Genomic DNA, 19,196 nt, shown 5'->3' on the forward strand with positions numbered 1-19,196 from the left:
AGAGGTTGAGTGGCGGCATGCGAGAACAGCTTTCGGTTCTGACCCGGCTGGCCTTCGCCCGTCTGCTCGCCCGCGACGGGCGACCCACACCGGGCATCCTCGATGACGCGTTGGTCTATTCCGATGACGATCGCATTGAGCGCATGTTCGACGCTTTGCATCGTCAATCACACGATCAGCAGATTCTCGTTTTCTCCTGCCGCCAACGCGCGTTCGCAAAACTCGGCGGAAACATTTTGCAGATGAGCGACTGGCAACCGGGTCGGTCATAAGCGGAGATCGCGCAGCCTCAGCTAGGGCGACGGCAGATCGTATCGTGTTACGATTGCAATGGGCGTTGGTGCATGGGTCCGGACTTGAGCGGATGTCGATCTTTGAAGCGGCAGACTATGCCGTGGCCGCCTTGCGGCGGGCTGATTTCGGGCGTGCGCAGGCAAGCATGCGGTTGAGGACGGCGCAGCCGATGGCGACTTCGGTCTGCTGAACGGGAAGCGACCGTGCCCGCAAACGCCGCCCAATGGTGGACTTGTATCGCCCTATGGCGGTCTCGACCAGCGAGCGTTTGCCATAACCGTTGGAGACCTGCCATTTCATCCGGCCGTCTCTGCCGATTGCGGCGATATGCTGGTCCCTTTGGCCGGCAGGTCTATCGTCGAATGGTTCGACCGCGTTGACGCGAGGCGGAATGACGATTGCGGCGGCAGCGCTGTGATCGATGACTGCGTCGTAAGTCGGTTTTCCGTCATAGGCGCCGTCAGCAGTAAACTGTCCGATCGGACCGCCAATCTGGTCGAGCAGTGGCTCAACTTGAGACACATCGCCAGTGTCCTGATCAGTCAGGGTATGGGCAATGATCTCGCCGCTGTCGGCATCCAGTGCCAGATGCAGCTTGCGCCAACTGCGACGGGATCTGGCGCCGTGCTTCTCCTCCAGCCACTGACCCGCGCCGTAGACCTGCAGGCCGGTGCTGTCGACAAGAACATGCACTGGTCCCTCCGGCGCAACCCGGCGATCATGCCGTTTGTTGGGCGATTGCCATGTCCGCGCCCGACGGCTCAGGGTGGTATGATCGGGGACAGCGAGCGCCAGCCCCATCAGTTGCAGCACCGATTCCAGCAAGCCTTCTGCCTGGCGCAGCCGCAGGCCAAACACAAGGCCCAGCGTCAAGGTGGTCTCGATCGCCAGATCAGAATAGCGGTGCTGGCCGCCACGTGTCTTGCGTCTTGGCGCTTGCCACCTGGACAGGGCTTCCGGTGTCACCCACAGGGTCAAACTGCCGCGATGACGAAGTCCTGCCTCATATTCTGGCCAGTTCGTCACCCTGAACTTCATCTTCTCAATATGATGGCGGCGGCGGGTATTGTGTTTGAAAGGCATGGCTACGCTACAAAGGCTATTGCGGTGACCGCTTGCCTAAACCCACACCAATAAACGATCCGTGCACCATGTGTAGACGCCCGTTTGGCAAGAGGAATCTTTAGTTGGCATTGCGCGTTGTCGGGTGCTGACATGTGTCCGGCCTGTGTTGCGGCTTTCACACATGCCGCGGGCCCTTATGGTGTTCGCAGGTCAGGTCCAAATCAACGCCGCGTGCTCTTGAGACACTTTGGTGGACACTGGTTTTCCTGATCCCGTCTCACGACCGTTGCGCCATACTTCCGATGACCTCTCTCGCTGCGACGTCCCCTCGGTTACGTTGGCTTTAGACCGCAGCAACCGGAGCTCTGTATATTCCTCCCTTGGCCATGATAGCCCAGATCATTCGCGCCATCTTGTTGGCAAGCGCCACCCTCACCAGCATCGGTGGTTTATGCGCCAGCATCTTGGCCAGCCACGTGCCTGGTGTTGCACCCTTGCGGGCGCGCCACACAAGCTCGCTATTGGCCCCTATGATCAGGAGCCGCCGCAGAGATCGATCCCCCATCTTCGTCGTGGAGCCGAGACGCTGTTTGCCGCCTGTCGAATGTTGTCGCGGCACAAGCCCAAGCCATGCGGCGAAGTCCCGCCCACGTTTGAAGGTTTCAGGCGATGGCGCCAGAGCCACCAGTGCGGTGGCAATCAATGGGCCAATTCCGGGAACTGTCATCAACCGGCGTGCGGTCTCATCTTCACGAGCCCGGCGCACAATCTGTGCATCCAGCACGCGAATCTGATCATTCAGTTGGGACAAGCTTGCTGTCAGAAACCGCAGAGCAGTCCGCGCAGTTTCTGGAAGAGCCGTTTGCGGATCCTCAATCATCGCAATCAGTTTCGAAGCGAAGCTTAAACCCTGCGGCACGACTTCACCAAATTCCGCAAGGTGGCCGCGCAGCGCATTGATGGTCTGCGTGCGCTGCCGGATCAGCAGATCGCGGGTGCGCAACACCACTGCTGCGGCTTGTCTTTCTTCGCTCTTCACGGCAACAAAGCGCATCGTTGGTCGTTGCGCCGCCTCGCAGATCGCCTCAGCATCAGCCATGTCGTTCTTCTGCCGCTTCAAAAAGGGCTTCACGTAGGCCGGTGGGATCATACGGACTTCGTGTCCCAAATGCCCTATCTCACGCGCCCAGAAATGCGAGCTTCCGCAGGCTTCCATCGCAACCAGGCACCGTGGCAGGCCACCAAAGAATTTCAAAACCCGCCCGCGCCGCAATTGCTTGCGAAACACAACAGCACCTGTTTCGTCAGCCCCGTGGACCTGAAACACGTTCTTGGCTAAATCCAAACCGATCGTACGAACTTCGCTCATGATGCCCATCTCCAATGGTGGTTTAAACAACTCCACTTTGCCACACACTGCGGTCGTCGCGGGCGTCTACACCATCAACGCTCATCATCGCTTGCCCCGAGGCTCCTGGAGGGACGTCTTCGCGAGACTCTTGTCTACTTGTGCAAGCTCACCACCAAGGCGATCGAGTTCACCGGCATGGCGAAGGACGACACGGCGCTGATCCTCGGCGAGCGGCTGAGCCTCCAGCCAAGCCCTGCCCCCTTGAGAACAGGGTGCCCTTGTAGGGCGGGATCAGGTTGGCGTGCAGAACGGAATGGATTCGGTTTTTCAGACGGGCCATTTGGGAGACGAGCTGCGTTCGTTCCGCTACCACGCGACGACGCGTCTCGGTTTCCTCGTCCGGCATCCACACTTCGGGCAGAAAGCCACTCGCATGGAGCTTCGCCAGCACTGACGCGTCGATCTTGTTCCGACCCCCGAGAGTCGCGGTCGAATGCGTCTGCGAAGGCCGGCCGGGTACGATGCTGCCAGCCGCCGGCGACGGCGACCAACTCGTAGCGCCGGTCGGCGAGCTCGTTCGCGGTTAGTCCTATATTTCTGAATTTGTTCAACTGCGCCTCAGCTCGACACCCTTCACGGTCCCGCTCGTCCACTCCGGAGGAACGCAGGGAAACTCGCGTTCCTGCCAGCGAGCATGCGCCAGATACTCAAGAGCGATCACCTGACAGAGGTAGTCGATCTGAGGTGGCTGGATCGCACGCGGGAGTGCGTCCAAGGGAATTCCTAGGCTTTCGGCATACGCAATGACCGTCCGATAGCCATCCAGTCCCCGATGCGAGCGCGGATCAGACCACACTTGAGCAATCTCGTTCAGCATCGAACGGGTACCATCTACGGGAGCCAGCATTTCACGGACGCGCGACCTCGCTTTCGCGATGTAGTCTGCGCTTGTCGTCAGGTGGAGGCGCTCGCAAGTCCAGTGGTGCGCTTTCCAATTCGGATCGGCGACCATTGCCCGCAGCAGTGAAACCGAGCCGCCTTCCAGGATAAGCAGCGGCGCGCACCGACCAAGTTGCGCTACATGATCGTGCAGCAAGGAGTTCGCCTCTGCGGCGGAAATCTCTCCAGCAATGACCGCCCGCTCGGCAAGGTAGATTCTACAGGTCAACCGCAGTTCAGCATCCGAGGGTCGGCCGCTTCCTACCGCGAGTTCGGGATAGCATTGAATTCGGTCGAGAACGAGCACCGGCGCGCCCGTACGCTGAGCGAGCGCGATGGACCCGGGCGGTTTTGCCGGTCGTCGTCGGTCCGATGATGAGGTGGAGCCGTGGCTTCATAACTGCGTAACTACAGAGAGATGATTTCGGACGTGCGCAAAAGCGTATGGTAGCCATGCAGTAAATTCGGAAGGTTTCTCGCTCAGACATCGGGAAAGTGTCGGAGGAGGAACGTAGGTCCAGTCACTCACCTCAGCCGGGTTGGGCACCGGCATTTCGTTGCATACAGCGACGAACAAATGGTCAATCTCGTGCTCGATCAGTCCAGGCTCGACGCGCGCCCGATATTGAAAGACCCCGGCTGGCCGCAGTCCGCAATCAAATCCCATCTCTTCTTCGAGCCGGCGGTGAGGGGCAGCCAACGCGGCCTCACCTCGTCGGGGATGACCGCAGCACGTGTTGGACCAACAACCCGGCGAGTGATAATTCACCACGGCACGACCCTGCATTCGGATTTCACCCAAGGTGTTGACCACAAAAGTCGAGAACGCTCGGTGCAGAAGCCCTCTTTCATGCGCTTCCAGTTTAGGGGCCGTACCGATTACCTGGTATTCTTCACCCAGGAGCACGACGTGCTCCTGGCACTCGTAAGAGCCTATGGTGTCCATCGCCGATACAATCGGTTGCTTGAAGCCACCAGTAGGTCCAACTCTCATTATCTGTACCGTGCGATCGACAAACACGGCAACCCGGTTGATTTCCTGCTGCGAGCTTCCTGACGGTTATTGGACCGGCCGTTGGCTCCAGCGGTGCCGCCTGGAACCAAGCATATGGGGCGGTGAAGTCGGTCAGCATGTTTGCGATGTGATGTATGTTGCGTGGGCCGGTCCTGAAGATACCAAGCGCAAACTGGATGAAGCCCTCGGGCCAATGCCAAGGGGATCACCCATTTAGTTCCCGGGACGATCAGGCCGCCTTGGCGTCTGTCAGCGCCTTCTCCAAGGCGTCCTTGATCGGCTTGGTGACGTTGGCCACCCCCTTGGTGTTGAGTGCCTGGAATTCCTTGGTCTGCTCCACACACATTTCGAGCCCTTTGCGCAACAAGTTCGACTGCAGCGCGATAACTGCCGACGGCAACTTGGCGCCAACCAACGCCTGTAGATGCGAGAGGTCTGCCTCGGCGTTCGCCCGCAATGCAGCGATCGTCTTCAGCGACAGTTCGTTGCCGACCGCTTTTGTGTTTTCGAAGATGGATTCTGAGCATTTTCCGGGCGTCTTCGGCACCCGACGCGAATTCGACAAGAGCACGTTGGACAATGCGGTCTGTCAGGGTCGGAATACCCAGTGGTCGTAGCTTGCCGTTTGATTTCGGGATATAGATGCGCTTCACCGGCTTGGGGCAATAGGTGCCCTTCAGCAGGCTCATCCGCAGGGCGGCCAGATGCTGATCCAGTCCAGCCTGCATCCGTTGCTTATCTATTCCGTCTATGCCCGGTGTTCGTGCGCCACTTGACGCCAAAACAATGCGAGCGGCCTCGGCAAGCCATTCTCTATCGGCAATGAGCCGAAGAAGTCGATCGAACCTTCGGTTCGGATCGCACTCGGCCCATGTTGCGAGCTTGTGCTGCATTTCGCTGATTATCAAAGGTCTTCACCTCATTTGGTCAGGTAGTTTGCACTTCAAGCAGTTTGAACTGTTCCCCTTCGCCATGTGACAGGCTTTCCCTGCCGCGGACTACTACGAGTCCGCCAACATGATGGACATCAGGGTCAACTCCCTTGCTATGCAGAACATCGTTGTCATTCCATCATGCCTTCCCTCGTTCATATGCTGGACGTCTTCGTATTGGTGAGGCTGCCGGTCGCAGTCTTTTCCCTTGCTTTCTGCAAGTCGATGCCGATGCCATGGTCTGGCTGCGTTCTCTCCATGGTCCCCAATAAGCGCCTTACGTATGCGCGGCGATGTCACGTTGTCTGGCTATGAACGCGCTGAGAGCTGCGGCGCTGTTGTCAGCTGACCATGGTTACGGCTTTCCATTCCGCCATGGCCTGCAGGCGGTGAATATGTGTGGCAAGAGCGGAGCGTTTTGAGCGAGGTGGAACGAAGAGGTTACGCAGAGCCGAGAAGATCGAGACGAAACGCTGCAGGCTTCCTGGCGACCGGAAGCCCTGCATCACCCGCTCTCGTTTTCGCAGCGGCACATGGGAATTCTCGGCGCGGTTGTTCAATCCTTTGTGTGACCGGTGCTCGACGTCCGGCATCACCTGACGCTTGCCGCTCCATACGAGCGCAGCTTGTCAGTGATCATGCGCTTCGGTGCGACGCCCTGTTTCTTCAACAGGCGCGTCAGCAATCGCTTGCCCGCCTTGGTGTTGCGGCGGTTCTGGACGATCTCGTCGAGGACATAGCCGTCCTGATCGACGGCGCGCCATAGCCAGTGTTTTCGGCCAGCAATGGTGATGACGACTTCGTCCAGGTGCCAGATGTCATCGCGGCTCGGCTGCTTGCGGCGCAAGCGGCGAGCATAATCGGGCCCGAACTTCTTGCCCCAGCGGCGGATCGTTTCGTAGGAGACCACGATGGCGCGCTCCAGCAGCATTTCCTCGACCAGACGCAGGCTCAAGGGGAACCGGTAGTAGAGCCAGACCGCATGGGCGATGATCTGCGGCGGGAAACGATGGCGCTTGTAGCTGATGGCAGGCATTATCATGCCGCCGTCCCTATGCCACAAATGCTGACGCACGGTTTACGTGACAACACCCGCCCGACACCACACCAACCTGCCGACAATCGTGTGCAATCCATCGCCCGTTTATACTGCGCCTTCACGCGACGTCCGGCGCGGGCCGCCGGAGCCGACAACAGCTATGAAGACGATTCTGTTGACCCGCTCACACCGTACTGTTTGTTGCTGCGCGTCGACGGCCAGTTTGCTGATTGCCTGCGTCTTCTGTCCTCGACACCGTCAATCGCGTCCGATTCGACAAAACGGCGCCACCGACGGCAGGTCGCATGATGCTTCAACGTTTTCCGGGTGGGGGGGGGAGCGGCAGTCATGCCAGTTTTTTGACTGACGCTGATCAGGCCGACTGGTGGGATGAAAGAGCATACGATTACACCGCTGGTCTGACGCCGCCCGAGTGGGCCTGAGAGTTCTTGCGCCGCAACCCAGCATTCCAGCATGACGTGACCACTGCAAGCCAGCAGACCAACACACTGTCTCCCCAACCGTTTTTCGACGTGGTCGCGTCGGCCGGCGACCTGTCGCGCTGGGGTGTCCTGTTTCGCCGAGTCTTACGGGCGCAATTCGCTCGTTTTCTACGCTCTGGTGCGTCCATGTGCTGCCGGTCATAGCAGAACAACTGTGTGCATCGTCGGCGACATCGCCGTTCAAGCTCTCGGCATTGCCATGTCGTGCGACGGTCCTGCTGGCGCCCGACAAGGACCAGCATGTTCTTCTTCGCAATGCGGAGCATACGCTCCAGCTCGCCGTCTCTGGCGCGGATATCTTGCACCCTGTCTGCCTCCGTACAGAGGCGATCTGGCCGGCAATGCTTTCGAAGCCCCGCCTGAGGGCGCTCCAGCGCCTCAATGCTCTAAGTGTGGGTCAACATCTGCCTGCCCGCTTGTTTCCGCCGGAAAGACGCGGTCCCCGTCTAACCTTCGTTCTTCGTGCGCTCGACGGCTCACTTGCCGGGGCGTCACATCGCGAGCTCGCCGAAGCGCTGATTGGTCACCGGCGCGTCCATGCCGACTGGAGGGATCCTCGCGATCATATGCGCGACCGCATTCGCCGCGCCGTCCCGCATGGCCGCGCCCTCATGAACGGAGGGTACAAAGAGTTCCTCACTTGAAAAGTAGTCCGCCCTGTGCGTCAGCCGGCGAATAGTTCGGAGCCAAAACCCGGTCAATACCAGTTCGCCCGGTCAACATGGCAGCGAACGACATTGCCGGTGCGGTCTGGTTCAAGCGTCCGTCGAGCCGCGAGGCAGGGTCGGTATTGTCAGATAGCCGACAATGTCGAGTACGCAACGTAAAGGAAGCTGACTCTCGGGTGTTTTTGAACGCTTTTTGCCTTGGCACGGAACATGCACACTATTCAGCAAAACGCACCGACTGAGTGGTCATGAGAGTCTCTGACTTACGCCACCTCCCAAGGCGTACCCGGCCCGGCAGGAGCTCAGTCTCCTGCCGGGCATACATTTCAGACGCTCGTGTTCAGAACTTCAAATGCGGGTCATGCAAAGGCGAACCACCAGTCAGACGCCATGCACGCTATCGATTCAGGGAGGTTCGAAGTGGGATCGGATGACTCACCAGCGGCTGCAGGGGGGCGGACGGTTTCTAGAAAAGGCCGATCAGGACCGTATTGGAGGAGTCCGCAAAGGCGTCGTCGCATCCGCGACCTATGTGGGCTGCTGCCATGAAGAACCTGGCCCATAGTGCATCCTTTGATTCGGAGGATAAACAGGAAATAACGTCATGATCCCAAAGAACGGTAACTTCAGTCCGGCGCCCCGGGCTTTCCCGCAGGCCCTGACGGGGCTCAATCCACCGCCCGCGGATCCGGTTAGCACGATCGGACTGGCCAGCTTTCCAGACAACGTGCCAGCGACGGATGGGCCCTCGCCGCAGAAGCCCTGGGGCATCCTCGGGGAGCAGTTGCCGGAGACAAGGTGGGAGTTGGCGGAGTCTTCGCTCGCCTTGGAGGAGGACTTTTCCGGACAGGCATGGCGGATCGTCGCGCAGTTCAGGGGAGACCTGCCGCCAGCGAGCCCGGACGAACACGATGCGCCCACTCGCGCCGGCAGCCTTGTTGTGCCGGCGGATGAGGACGCGGCCAGCGCGACATATCCGCAAACCAACGCGCATCCGCGGCAAGACCTCTCGTTGGACGCTATGGACGAGGCTCTGCCACGGGAGGGGGTACAGCAGCTTCTGGAGCTCTCCCCGCAGCCCCTTGCCGGCCCAAGCCACAGCACTGCAGGGTTTCCCGCCGTCGACGGGGGAGCACGTGAAAGAGCGGAAGACTACGAGCAGGCCCTGGGCATCCTCAGGAAGCACTTGCCGGAGACGTTTTTTGGGGTGGCGAAGTCTATGCTCGCCGAGGGGGGGGGACTGTTGTGAACAGGCATGGCGGATGGTCGAGCAGTTCCGGGAAGACCCGTCCTCAGCGAAGTTTGGAGAGGCGACAGGGTGGGAATGCGAGATGGCGCAGCAGAGGAACGGATATGACTGCGGTGTATCAGTGCCGGCGGCCACACACGAACTGGTGACCAGACTGGCGAACCGCCAATCGTCCGAGAGCGCATCGCTGGATCTTCGAGACGTCATCGCCGATCATACGGCGTTGCTGGCGCGGCACGGGGCGCAACCGGCAATCGCCTTGGAGGAGAGTCATACGGAGGCGCGGTCAAGCTCGAAAGGGAAACGCGGGGCTCGCAGGGCCGGCGGCGCCTGGGAAAACGCGGATGCGCTGGCGGAACTCAAGTTCGGCGGCGACACGTTCGGCAAGGGCGACATCGGTCGTGTCCCATCAGGTGGTGTAGCTCGGCGGTTACGAAGCCGCTCGCGAGCGCGCCGTTAGTAGCGCTGTAGCGAGTGAGCGGCGTGTCGGTGGTCATCGGCGCTTTCCGGTAGGGTTGGGTTGTTGACGCCAACCCGTTTCGGAAGGACCACCGATGACCGACGACATGATGAACCTGCGCACGCTCGTGGAGAAGACCCCCGACGCCGATATCTTGCGCGAGATGATCGGCTTTGCCGCCGAGCGGCTGATGGAGCTGGAGGTGGGCGCCGCCACCGGCGCCGGCTATGGCGAGAAGAATGCGCTTCGGCTGGCTCAGCGCAACGGCTACCGCGACAGAGACTGGGAGACGCGGGCCGGCACCGTCGAACTGCGCATCCCCAAGCTCAGGAAGGGCTCTTACTTTCCGGGCTTCCTCGAACCGCGTCGCATGGCGGAGAAGGCGCTGACCGCCGTCATCCAGGAGGCCTACGTCCAGGGTATCTCGACCCGCTCGGTCGACGACCTGGTCAAGGCCATGGGCATGAGCGGAATCTCCAAGAGCCAGGTCAGCCCGCTGTGCGAAGAGATCGACGGCAAGGTCAAAGCGTTCCTTGAAAGACCCATCGAGGGCGACTGGCCATACCTGTGGATGGCACCGTAACGTTAACCGGGCATCGATCAAAATGTGGGATCTGGCGGCATGACCAGATTTTCCCGTGACCCTCTTTATCGTCGCCACCGATTTCCGGCGCAGGTGATTGCCCATGCCGTTTGGCTCTATTTCCAGTTTCCGCTCAGCCTGCGGATGGTCGAGGGGCACTGTAAACTTAACGCTGTGAAAACAAGATCTGGGAGTGAGGCTTTGGTTCATTCGGCGTGAAGGCGCGCGATTTGGCGCCATGCTTGCATGGCAGTTGCTCGCAGTTCTCGATGGTGGGTGGATGGAATATCGTGGCGGGGAACGTTAAAGAGGTTGGCGATCGGGTCGTGGACGGAAACGAAACGCTGAAGATGTCGCGCTGACTTGAAGCGCTTCATGATCCTCTCCCGCCGTCGGACGGGTTGATGAGAGTTCTCCGCCCGATTGTTCAGGCCCTTGTGCGAGCGATGCTCGACGCCTGGCATGATCTCCCGCTTCGCCGCACCGTAGGATCGAAGCTTGTCGGTGATCATCACACGCGGCGAACGGCCTTGCCCTTTCAGAAGCTTTCGCATCAAGCGCTTTGCCGCCTTGGCATTGCGACGGCTTTGCACCAACACGTCGAGAACAAACCCGTCCTGATCAACGGCGCGCCAAAGCCAGTGTTTCTTTCCACCGATGGTGATGACAACCTCATCGAGATACCATTTGTCGCCGAGCTTGCCGGCCGATCGCTTCCGGATATCATTGGCAAAGTGTCTGCCAAATTTCTCAGCCCAAAGTCGCACGGTCTGGTGAGAGACGATGACGCCACGAGCTGCCAGCATATCCTCGACCATCCGCAGGCTGAGCGGAAACCGGAAATAGAGCCAAACGGCATGGGCAATCACCTGCGCCGGAAATCGGTGGCGACGATAAAGAGGGTCACGGGAAAATCTGGTCATGCCGCCAGATCCCACATTTTGATCGATGCCCGGTTAACGTTACGGTGCCTCCATGACTACCGATCTCGCACGGTCGACTCGCTCTTTGGCGTTTGCCGTATGCGCGTACCTCGCTTTCGCGGCTGCGCGTGCGACGGATCGGCGAATCCTGGCGAAGGAAGAACAGAAGCCCTGTTGAACGGCAGAGCCACGCCGGAGTTGCAGCGCATTCAGGCTGAACTCGGCTCCCGATTGTCATTTCGTGAAGCGGCGCGTGTTCTCGACCTTTTTGTGCCGGCCATGCGGCCGCACAATCATCGCACTGTAAGCAACCGGCTGGCGAAGGTCGCCGATCAGATCGAGAAATGGGACCTTGCAAGTCCCTATAGACTGAGCCGTGCCGACGGGTCGCCCATTTCCGTGTTCATTGATGGCGCCTACATTCGCGCGGTCCCCGGATACCAGAGCCGCCATTTCGAAATTGCCATGGGGCGGGTTGTGACCAAAGGCCGACCACCGCGTCAGTTCGCGGCCTCACCGCATGTTACCACCGGCAAGCACGACGTTGTTCGTGCGGCGCTGCGGGCGCAAGGGTGGGTGCCAGGCAGCGACGTCACCGTTTTCAGCGACGGAGACGTCGGGCTGCAGGGTATCGTCATCGGCGCAACACGCCAGCCCATCACCCACATTCTCGACTGGTTCCATCTGTCGATGCGGCTCCGTCACATCGAACAGGCGTGGGAAGGGCTCAAGAGCGTTGGCAATCTGAGTATCTACCTTCGAGACACTGCGCTTCATGTGCCGCGGCTTCGTCATCTCCTCTGGAGCGGCTACGTCAGGGAGGCGACGAGAGCCGTGAGGGATATGCTTTGCCAGTTGGAGCAATATGCTCGGCTGCCGGATGCCAGCAACAAGCTCAAGCGCTTCTTCGAACTGGTCAGCAATCTTCAGACCTACCTGATCCAGAACAAAACCTCCCTGGTCGACTACTGCCAACGATATTGGGCGGATCACCCGATCTCGAGTGCCCCGGCCGAATCCGCCGCCAACAGCCTCGTCAATGCCCGCATGAACAAAAAACGTCAGATGCGCTGGTCTCCCGCAGGGGCTCACAGGGTACTTCAGGTCCGCGCGGCGGTTGCCGATGGTCGATTGAAGCAAGCCAAGTTTGCCCTTGCGGCTTGACCCCAGCTTTTTCCCGCTCCCGAGAGCGCAGGACTCTTCTGGACAGGCGCGGCAGATGGTCGAGCGGTTCGGCCGAGACGGTTTCCCAACGAGTCTGGACGAACACCATGCGCTCGCTCCCGCCGACCTCCCTCAAATCTCTGCCAGCGCGGCATTGGAGGCCTATTGGAAGGTTCCGGCGCCGCCGGCCGAGCAGCCTGCCACCCTGAACGAGACCGTGGGGGCGCGCGATCGGGCGGGTGCCAAGCGCCGAAGGCCGGCCACCGAGCATAAGGAAGACGACAGGGCGGCTCAACGGTGGCGAATTGGCCCGCAACCGGCACCCGCGCGGGAGGAGAGTCATTCGGGAACGGCTTCAAGCTCGAAACTGAAAAGCCGGCGTCGAAGGGAGTTCCCTGATAATCTGAGGAAGTTGGCGACTGAAGCCAAGGGGACGAGATTTCAGCTGTCAGGCGAGGAGTGCCAACGCGTTGCCGATCACGGTGGATTGCTTGCTTTGAAAGCCTTCGTGGACAATGCGGAGGCGCTGGCGAAGCTGGAGTTCGGCGGCCATAACTTCAGCAAGGACGATATCCTCAAGATCCTGAGCCACAAAGGCGCCGCCCAGGCGGTGCAGGCCCTGCTGAAGAACGCGGAGGCGCTGGCGAAGCTGGACTTCAGCGGCCAGAAGTTGAGCAAGGACGATATCCTCAAGTTCCTGGGCAATGATGGTGCCGCTCAGGCGGTGCAGGCCCTGCTGAAGAACGCGGAGGCGCTGAAAAAGCTGGACTTCGGCGGCCATAACTTCAGCAAGGACGATATCCTCAAGATCCTGAGCCACAAAGGCGCCGCCCAGGCCGTGCAGGCCCTGCTGAAGAACGCGGAGGCGCTGAAAAAGCTGGACTTCGGCGGCCATAACTTCAGTAAGGACGATATCCTCAAGATCCTGGGCAACAACGGCGCGGCTCAGGCGGTGCAGGCCCTGCTGAAGAACGTGGAGCCGCTGACAAAGCTGGAGTTCGACGGCCAGAAGTTCAGCAAGGACGATATCCTCAAGTTCCTGGGCAATGATGGTGCCGCTCAGGCGGTGCAGGCCCTGCTGAAGAACGCGGAGGCGCTGGCGAAGCTGGACTTCAGCGGCCAGAAGTTCAGCAAGGACGATATCCTCAAGATCCTGGGCAACAACGGCGCGGCTCAGGCGGTGCAGGCCCTGCTGAAGAACGTGGAGCCGCTGACAAAGCTGGAGTTCGACGGCCAGAAGTTCAGCAAGGACGATATCGTTCAGATCCTGCGCAACTACGGCGCGGCTCAGGCGGTGCAGGCCCTGCTGAAGAACGTAGAGCCGCTGACAAAGCTGGAGTTCGACGGCCAGAAGTTCAGCAAGGACGATATCGTCAAGATCCTGGGCAAGAGCGGCGCGGCGAGGGCGGTGCAGGCGATGCTGCAAAATGCGGACGAATTGAAGAATATGCCTAAACCGCAAGTGTTGGCAGCGGCGAGCAACCAGCGGGGTGCTGCTGCCGCAATTAGAAAATTAAATAAATGACCCTTATTGCAACAGCATATCGTCAATATGCGTATTTTAGTAGATCCCGGACACCTTTTCCGGTAAGTCCCGAAGCTGTGGAGTAAACCCCTGGACTGAGACAGAGAGAATAGCGGACAGTTTGCTCTGTAAGCTTATGCGGCCATTTTCAGGCACCGTAACGTTAACCGGGCATCGATCAAAATGTGGGATCTGGCGGCATGACCAGATTTTCCCGTGATCCTCTTTATCGTCGCCACCGATTTTCGGCGCAGGTGATTGCCCATGCCGTTTGGCTCTATTTCCGGTTTCCGCTCAGCCTGCGGATGGTCGAGGATATGCTGGCAGCTCGTGGCGTCATCGTCTCTCACCAGACCGTGCGACTTTGGGCTGAGAAATTTGGCAGACACTTTGCCAATGATATCCGGAAGCGATCGGCCGGCGAGCTCGGCGACAAATGGCATCTCGATGAGGTTGTCATCACCATCGGTGGAAAGAAACACTGGCTTTGGCGCGCCGTTGATCAGGACGGGTTTGTTCTCGACGTGTTGGTGCAAAGCCGTCGCAATGCCAAGGCGGCAAAGCGCTTGATGCGAAAGCTTCTGAAAGGGCAAGGCCGTTCGCCGCGTGTGATGATCACCGACAAGCTTCGATCCTACGGTGCGGCGAAGCGGGAGATCATGCCAGGCGTCGAGCATCGCTCGCACAAGGGCCTGAACAATCGGGCGGAGAACTCTCATCAACCCGTCCGACGGCGGGAGAGGATCATGAAGCGCTTCAAGTCAGCGCGACATCTTCAGCGTTTCGTTTCCGTCCACGACCCGATCGCCAACCTCTTTAACGTTCCCCGCCACGATATTCCATCCACCCACCATCGAGAACTGCGAGCAACTGCCATGCAAGCATGGCGCCAAATCGCGCGACTTCACGCCGAATGAACCAAAGCCTCACTCCCAGATCTTGTTTTCACAGCGTTAAGTTTACGGTGCCCGAGCTTGACGTTGTGAAGGCTGCGGCGGGTCACCTTCAAACTCCGTCCAGATCCGCTCGACCTCCGAGGTGCCGATCTCCATGCCCAGACTTCGCACCGGCGGTCCGCTTTGGCGCCAGCCGCCATGATGGCGGCGACCCGAGACAATCAGCCCACCGCGGCGGACCTTCAGGTAAGTGGGTCGAGAAAGCCCTGGGCGGGACGCCGCCTACAGCGTGGCTGCTGCCTTGTGGCCGCAGCGATGGAAAGAATCTGCCCCCGGACATCGACGTCAGTGGTTTAGAGAAGGCGGCTCGGCAGGGATCTCTGCATAAAATCCCGGAAGCCCGGTGCGTGTCATTCGGATATCGGATTCTTTGAGAGCACCTTAGGCGGCGAGCTTGGCTGCGTGTGCCTTCTACTGTCGACGTCTACCAACTCCCAATCTGATATACGGGGTGAGTGACGCCTTGAAAAATTTGCCCGATAGCGTGCGTCCGAATTTGGCGGCGATCTTCGCCAAATGCGATGAGCTGCAATTTCCGGCGACGGCTAGGGGCGAGCCTCCAGCACCAAGTTGAATGGCGTCTCCGCGGCGCGACGGAATCGCTTGAAGCCGCCGCCGGTCACCACCCTGCGCAGCCTCGCCTCGCCGGCCTGGGCGCCAAGCCCGAGCCCAACTTCCTGTGACACGGACGCAGGCGTGCACAGGAACGTGGACGCGGCATAGTAGACGCGTCCGACGGGATTGAGGTTCGCCGCCAGATGATCATGCGCGAACGGCTCGACGATCATCCACGTGCCATCCGGCTTGAGCGACCTGTGGACATGGGTGGCGGCGCCGGCTGGGTCGCCCATGTCGTGAAGGCAATCGAAGAAAGCGACGAGGTCATAGGTGCCGGGATAGGTCTTGGCGGCCGCGACCTCGAAGCGCGTGTTGGCGCCGACGCCGGCCTCCTCGGCGGCCTTGCGGGCGCGCTCGATGGAAGGGGCGTGATAGTCGAAGCCGACGAAGCGCGAATTGGGGAAAGCACGCGCCATGAGCACGGTTGATGCGCCATGACCGCACCCGACATCCGCGACCGCGGCGCCGCGTTCGAGCTTCTCGACCACGCCCTCCAGAGCCGGTAACCAGGATTCGATCAGATTGGCATTGTAGCCTGGCCGGAAAAACCGTTCCGTGCCGCGAAACAGACACGCGCTATGATCGTGCCACGCGACGCCCTTGCCGGACTGGAATGCCTGCCTCACCTTTTCTTCATCGAGCCACAGCGCGGACAGGAACTCGAATGCGCCAGCCATGAAGGCCGGGCTATCTTCATCGGCGAACACCAGCTCCTGCTCGGCGTTGAGATAGAACTCGTCGCTCGCTTCATCGTAGTCGACGTAGCCCGCCGCCGCCTGCCCGGAAAGCCATTCCCTTACAAGGCGTTCCTGGGTGCCGGTGCGTGTCGAAAGTTCGGCGGCCGTCATCTTGCCGCCTTCGCGCAATGCCTTGAACAGGCCGAGTCTGTCCCCCAGCACGACTCCCGCGCCAGTAGCGATCGCACCGAGATCGCCGACCATTTTCCCTAAGAATGCGTCCAACTTTTTCTGACTCGCTTCAGACATTGGAATCTCCCTTTGGGTTCAATCTCTCCAGGCGATGGAGCCCTGCTCGTCATGAGGCGTGATTGGCCGTCGCCTTGAGCATCAGATGCTCGAAGACATGCGCGATGCCGGATTTCCCCCGCGGCTCATCCGCGCTGCCGATCCTGAACCAGACCATATGAGTGGCGACCGGCGCGGTGGTCGGAAATGACAACCACCTCCATGCCCTTTAAAAGCAGGAAATCCGTCACTTTGCCCTCGTCGGTAACGGGCGGAGCCGGAGCGTTCGTCACCGGGCAAGCGCGGTCGCAGTAGGTATCCTGGGCAGCCCGTCAGACATCGATGGCTCCGGTTGTGGTGGCGGGACGGGCGATAAGCAAGTTCGGGGCAAAGTGATTGTTCCGCGGCGGCTGTATGTTTTGGTGAGGTGATCATGCGACTTCTTGTTGGTCGGTCACGTGTTTGCGGATGACGAGCATGTACTGTGCCAAAGGAGAAACCATTCAAACGCAATCCAGTAGATCTGACTGTATCCGACATTGTCGGAAATTGGACATCGCCGAACGCGAAGCGTTCGGGGCGGCTTGTGACGATACTTGCGCATGCTGCTTCGGAGGAGGGATGCGCCTCGAACCGGCCGCGAGGCCTTCCTGCCATTTAAGGCGCCAGATCAATTGAACGCCCATACCAGTCAGCCGTCCTGTCGCTTAGGCATCCCCACGTAGCGTGCAGGCGGTTGATCGCTCATTTTCAGCATGAATCATGCGGAGAATCCTATGAGCGACAGTATGAGCCATCATCGAACATTCGAGATTTTGACGGCGGAGCCTGTGCCGTCCCGACGCAAGCCGCGCCATCGGTCGGACGAAGAGAAGGCACGGCTTGTCGCCGAAGCGTTCTCGCCAGGGGGCAATGTCTCGGCGGTTGCGCGTTCCGAGGGGCTGGACCCCTCGCAGCTCTATGCGTGGCGCCGCAAGGCGCTTTCGTCGGGCATGGTTGCGCCACTGACGGAGGGAGCGAGCAAGCCGGCGAAGTTCACGCGCTTTGAAGCGGTGGGCAGCGACACGGTGGAAATCGTCATTGGCGACGCAGTGGTGCGCGCCGGCGGCGATGTCGATCCCGATCGCCTGGCGAGGATCATCCGCGCGGTTCGTAAGGCATGATCGCTTCCGGTGTGGTGGTTTACGTGTCGTGCCAGCCGGTCGACTTCCGCAAGGGCGCGGCATCTTTGATGGCGCTGGTCAGGGATGGCGGCCTGGACCCATTCTCGGGGGCACTTCACGTATTCCGTTCGAAGCGTGCGGACCGGGTTCGCATCGTGTGGTGGGACGGCAGCGGGGTTTGTCTTTATTCGAAGACTCTGGAAGATCACAGCTTCTGCTGGCCGGGGATATCGGCCGCGCGCATGCGTCTCGACCATGTTCTCCGCCCGATTGTTCAGGCCCTTGTGCGAGCGATGCTCGACGCCTGGCATGATCTCCCGCTTCGCCGCACCGTAGGATCGAAGCTTGTCGGTGATCATCACACGCGGCGAACGGCCTTGCCCTTTCAGAAGCTTTCGCATCAAGCGCTTTGCCGCCTTGGCATTGCGACGGCTTTGCACCAACACGTCGAGAACAAACCCGTCCTGATCAACGGCGCGCCAAAGCCAGTGTTTCTTTCCACCGATGGTGATGACAACCTCATCGAGATGCCATTTGTCGCCGAGCTTGCCGGCCGATCGCTTCCGGATATCATTGGCAAAGTGTCTGCCAAATTTCTCAGCCCAAAGTCGCACGGTCTGGTGAGAGACGATGACGCCACGAGCTGCCAGCATATCCTCGACCATCCGCAGGCTGAGCGGAAACCGGAAATAGAGCCAAACGGCATGGGCAATCACCTGCGCCGGAAATCGGTGGCGACGATAAAGAGGATCACGGGAAAATCTGGTCATGCCGCCAGATCCCACATTTTGATCGATGCCCGGTTAACGTTACGGTGCCGGTCAAACTGCCGCGATGACGAAGTCCTGCCGGCGATGTCACGTTGTCTGCATATACACGCGTTGAGACCTGCGGCCGCTGATGTCAGCTGACCATGGCCACGGCTGTCCATTCCGCCATGGCCTGCAGGCGGTGAATATGTGTAGCGAGAGCGGAGCGTTTTGAGCGGGGCGGGACGAAGAGATTGCGCAGAGCCGAGAAGATCGAAACGAAGCGTTGCAGTGCTCCTGGTGATCGGAAGCCTTGCATCATCCGCTCTCGTTTTCGCAGCGGCACATGTGCATTCTCCGCCCGGTTGTTCAATCCCTTGTGCGACCGATGCTCGACGTCCGGCATCACCTGTCGCCTGGCTGCTCCATAGGAGCGCAGCTTGTCGGTGATCATGCGCTTCGGCGCGACGCCTTGCTTCTTCAGCAGCCGCGTCAGCCAGCGCTTGGCCGCCTTGGTGTTGCGGCGGTTCTGGACGATCTCGTCGAGCACATAGCCATCCTGGTCGACGGCGCGCCACAACCAGTGTTTCCTGCCGGTGATGGTGATGACGACCTCGTCCAGGTGCCAGACATCGTTTCGGCTGGGCTGCTTACGGCGCAAGCGGCGAGTGTAATGCGGACCGAACTTGATGCCCCACCGGCGGATTGTCTCATACGAAACCACGATCCCGCGCTCCAGCAGCATTTCCTCGACCAGACGCAGGCTCATGGGGAACCTGTAGTAGAGCCATACTGCATGGGCGATGATCTGCGGCGGGAAACGATGGCGCTTGTAGCTGACGATCGCGGTGTTCATGACATCGATCTATGCCGCAAATCCCTAAGTTAAGTTGATAACGCCACCTCGTTAACTGCAAAGCGACACCTCAAGCCGGCCACATCTGTCGATCCTTGACGGCAAGGTCGCTGCCGTCCGAGCGCAATGCCGCCGCTGCTGCCGATCCTTCACAAGGCTTTGGCGATGTTTTCGCCTCC

The 19,196-nt window shown here is 60.0% G+C and carries 11 protein-coding genes and 11 pseudogenes; 9 read left to right on the forward strand and 13 right to left on the reverse strand.

Going from position 1 to position 19,196, the window contains the following annotated elements; translation table 11 throughout:
* Positions 1–2: 2 nt before the first annotated feature.
* Positions 3–272: pseudogene (locus tag HB777_37655) on the forward strand (DNA-binding protein).
* A 115-nt stretch (positions 273–387) separates the two neighbouring features.
* Here the strand turns inward: HB777_37655 and HB777_37660 are convergent.
* The 7 genes and pseudogenes from HB777_37660 to HB777_37690 form a co-directional block, all read right to left on the reverse strand.
* Positions 388–1,377 carry an IS5 family transposase gene (locus tag HB777_37660; protein QND69416.1) on the reverse strand — a complete coding sequence of 330 codons (990 nt, stop codon included), beginning with the start codon at positions 1,375–1,377 and terminating at the stop codon, positions 388–390.
* A 325-nt stretch (positions 1,378–1,702) separates the two neighbouring features.
* Positions 1,703–2,728 (reverse strand): IS110 family transposase, encoded by a 1,026-nt coding sequence (locus HB777_37665; protein QND69417.1) that lies wholly within the window; start codon positions 2,726–2,728, stop codon positions 1,703–1,705.
* Between the two features lie 589 nt (positions 2,729–3,317).
* Positions 3,318–4,047: pseudogene (locus HB777_37670) on the reverse strand (isopentenyl transferase).
* Positions 4,044–4,643 carry an isopentenyl-diphosphate Delta-isomerase gene (idi, locus tag HB777_37675; GenBank protein ID QND69744.1) on the reverse strand — a complete coding sequence of 200 codons (600 nt, stop codon included), beginning with the start codon at positions 4,641–4,643 and terminating at the stop codon, positions 4,044–4,046. Before idi ends, HB777_37670 begins: the two are co-directional and overlap by 4 nt.
* Before the next feature lie 250 nt (positions 4,644–4,893).
* Positions 4,894–5,191: pseudogene (locus tag HB777_37680) on the reverse strand (hypothetical protein).
* Between the two features lie 33 nt (positions 5,192–5,224).
* Positions 5,225–5,557: pseudogene (locus HB777_37685) on the reverse strand (group II intron reverse transcriptase/maturase).
* A 380-nt stretch (positions 5,558–5,937) separates the two neighbouring features.
* Positions 5,938–6,638: pseudogene (locus HB777_37690) on the reverse strand (IS6 family transposase).
* A gap of 628 nt (positions 6,639–7,266) precedes the next feature.
* On the opposite strand from HB777_37690, the gene HB777_37695 reads away from it, so the two are divergent.
* From HB777_37695 to HB777_37710, 4 genes and pseudogenes are all read left to right on the forward strand, one after another.
* Entirely contained in the window at positions 7,267–7,782 is a 516-nt protein-coding gene (locus tag HB777_37695) for a DUF2285 domain-containing protein (protein ID QND69418.1), read from the forward strand.
* 628 nt (positions 7,783–8,410) lie between these two features.
* Positions 8,411–9,055 (forward strand): hypothetical protein, encoded by a 645-nt coding sequence (locus HB777_37700; GenBank protein ID QND69419.1) that lies wholly within the window; start codon positions 8,411–8,413, stop codon positions 9,053–9,055.
* Between the two features lie 554 nt (positions 9,056–9,609).
* Positions 9,610–10,086 (forward strand): annotated as a pseudogene (locus HB777_37705) (IS256 family transposase).
* A gap of 51 nt (positions 10,087–10,137) precedes the next feature.
* Positions 10,138–10,251: pseudogene (locus HB777_37710) on the forward strand (IS6 family transposase).
* Positions 10,252–10,304: 53 nt separating this feature from the next.
* On the opposite strand, the gene HB777_37715 reads toward HB777_37710, so the two are convergent.
* Entirely contained in the window at positions 10,305–11,021 is a 717-nt protein-coding gene (locus HB777_37715; GenBank protein ID QND69420.1) for an IS6 family transposase, read from the reverse strand.
* A 42-nt stretch (positions 11,022–11,063) separates the two neighbouring features.
* Between HB777_37715 and HB777_37720 the strand changes: the two are divergent.
* The 3 genes and pseudogenes from HB777_37720 to HB777_37730 all read left to right on the forward strand — a co-directional run bounded on the left by HB777_37720 (position 11,064) and on the right by HB777_37730 (position 14,627).
* Positions 11,064–12,185 (forward strand): annotated as a pseudogene (locus HB777_37720) (ISKra4 family transposase).
* A 55-nt stretch (positions 12,186–12,240) separates the two neighbouring features.
* Positions 12,241–13,710: a hypothetical protein gene (locus HB777_37725; protein QND69421.1), complete on the forward strand. Its 1,470-nt coding sequence runs from the start codon at positions 12,241–12,243 to the stop codon at positions 13,708–13,710.
* Between the two features lie 200 nt (positions 13,711–13,910).
* Positions 13,911–14,627, forward strand: coding sequence for an IS6 family transposase (locus tag HB777_37730; protein QND69422.1), 717 nt, complete (start codon positions 13,911–13,913; stop codon positions 14,625–14,627).
* A gap of 53 nt (positions 14,628–14,680) precedes the next feature.
* Here the strand turns inward: HB777_37730 and HB777_37735 are convergent.
* From HB777_37735 to HB777_37745, 3 genes and pseudogenes are all read right to left on the reverse strand, one after another.
* Positions 14,681–14,858 (reverse strand): annotated as a pseudogene (locus HB777_37735) (IS256 family transposase).
* Positions 14,859–15,211: 353 nt separating this feature from the next.
* Entirely contained in the window at positions 15,212–16,270 is a 1,059-nt protein-coding gene (locus HB777_37740; GenBank protein QND69423.1) for a class I SAM-dependent methyltransferase, read from the reverse strand.
* 49 nt (positions 16,271–16,319) lie between these two features.
* Positions 16,320–16,473: pseudogene (locus HB777_37745) on the reverse strand (insulinase family protein).
* Positions 16,474–17,025: 552 nt separating this feature from the next.
* Between HB777_37745 and HB777_37750 the strand changes: the two are divergent.
* A complete protein-coding gene (locus tag HB777_37750) occupies positions 17,026–17,412 on the forward strand; it encodes a transposase (protein ID QND69424.1) in 387 nt (128 codons plus the stop codon).
* 257 nt (positions 17,413–17,669) lie between these two features.
* On the opposite strand, the pseudogene HB777_37755 reads toward HB777_37750, so the two are convergent.
* Both HB777_37755 and HB777_37760 read right to left on the reverse strand, forming a co-directional pair.
* A pseudogene (locus HB777_37755) lies at positions 17,670–18,182 on the reverse strand (IS6 family transposase).
* 133 nt (positions 18,183–18,315) lie between these two features.
* Positions 18,316–19,017: an IS6 family transposase gene (locus HB777_37760; protein QND69425.1), complete on the reverse strand. Its 702-nt coding sequence runs from the start codon at positions 19,015–19,017 to the stop codon at positions 18,316–18,318.
* Between the last annotated feature and the right edge of the window lie 179 nt (positions 19,018–19,196).

Origin of the sequence: Mesorhizobium loti (assembly GCA_014189435.1) — a bacterium.
GTDB lineage: Bacteria > Pseudomonadota > Alphaproteobacteria > Rhizobiales > Rhizobiaceae > Mesorhizobium > Mesorhizobium loti_G.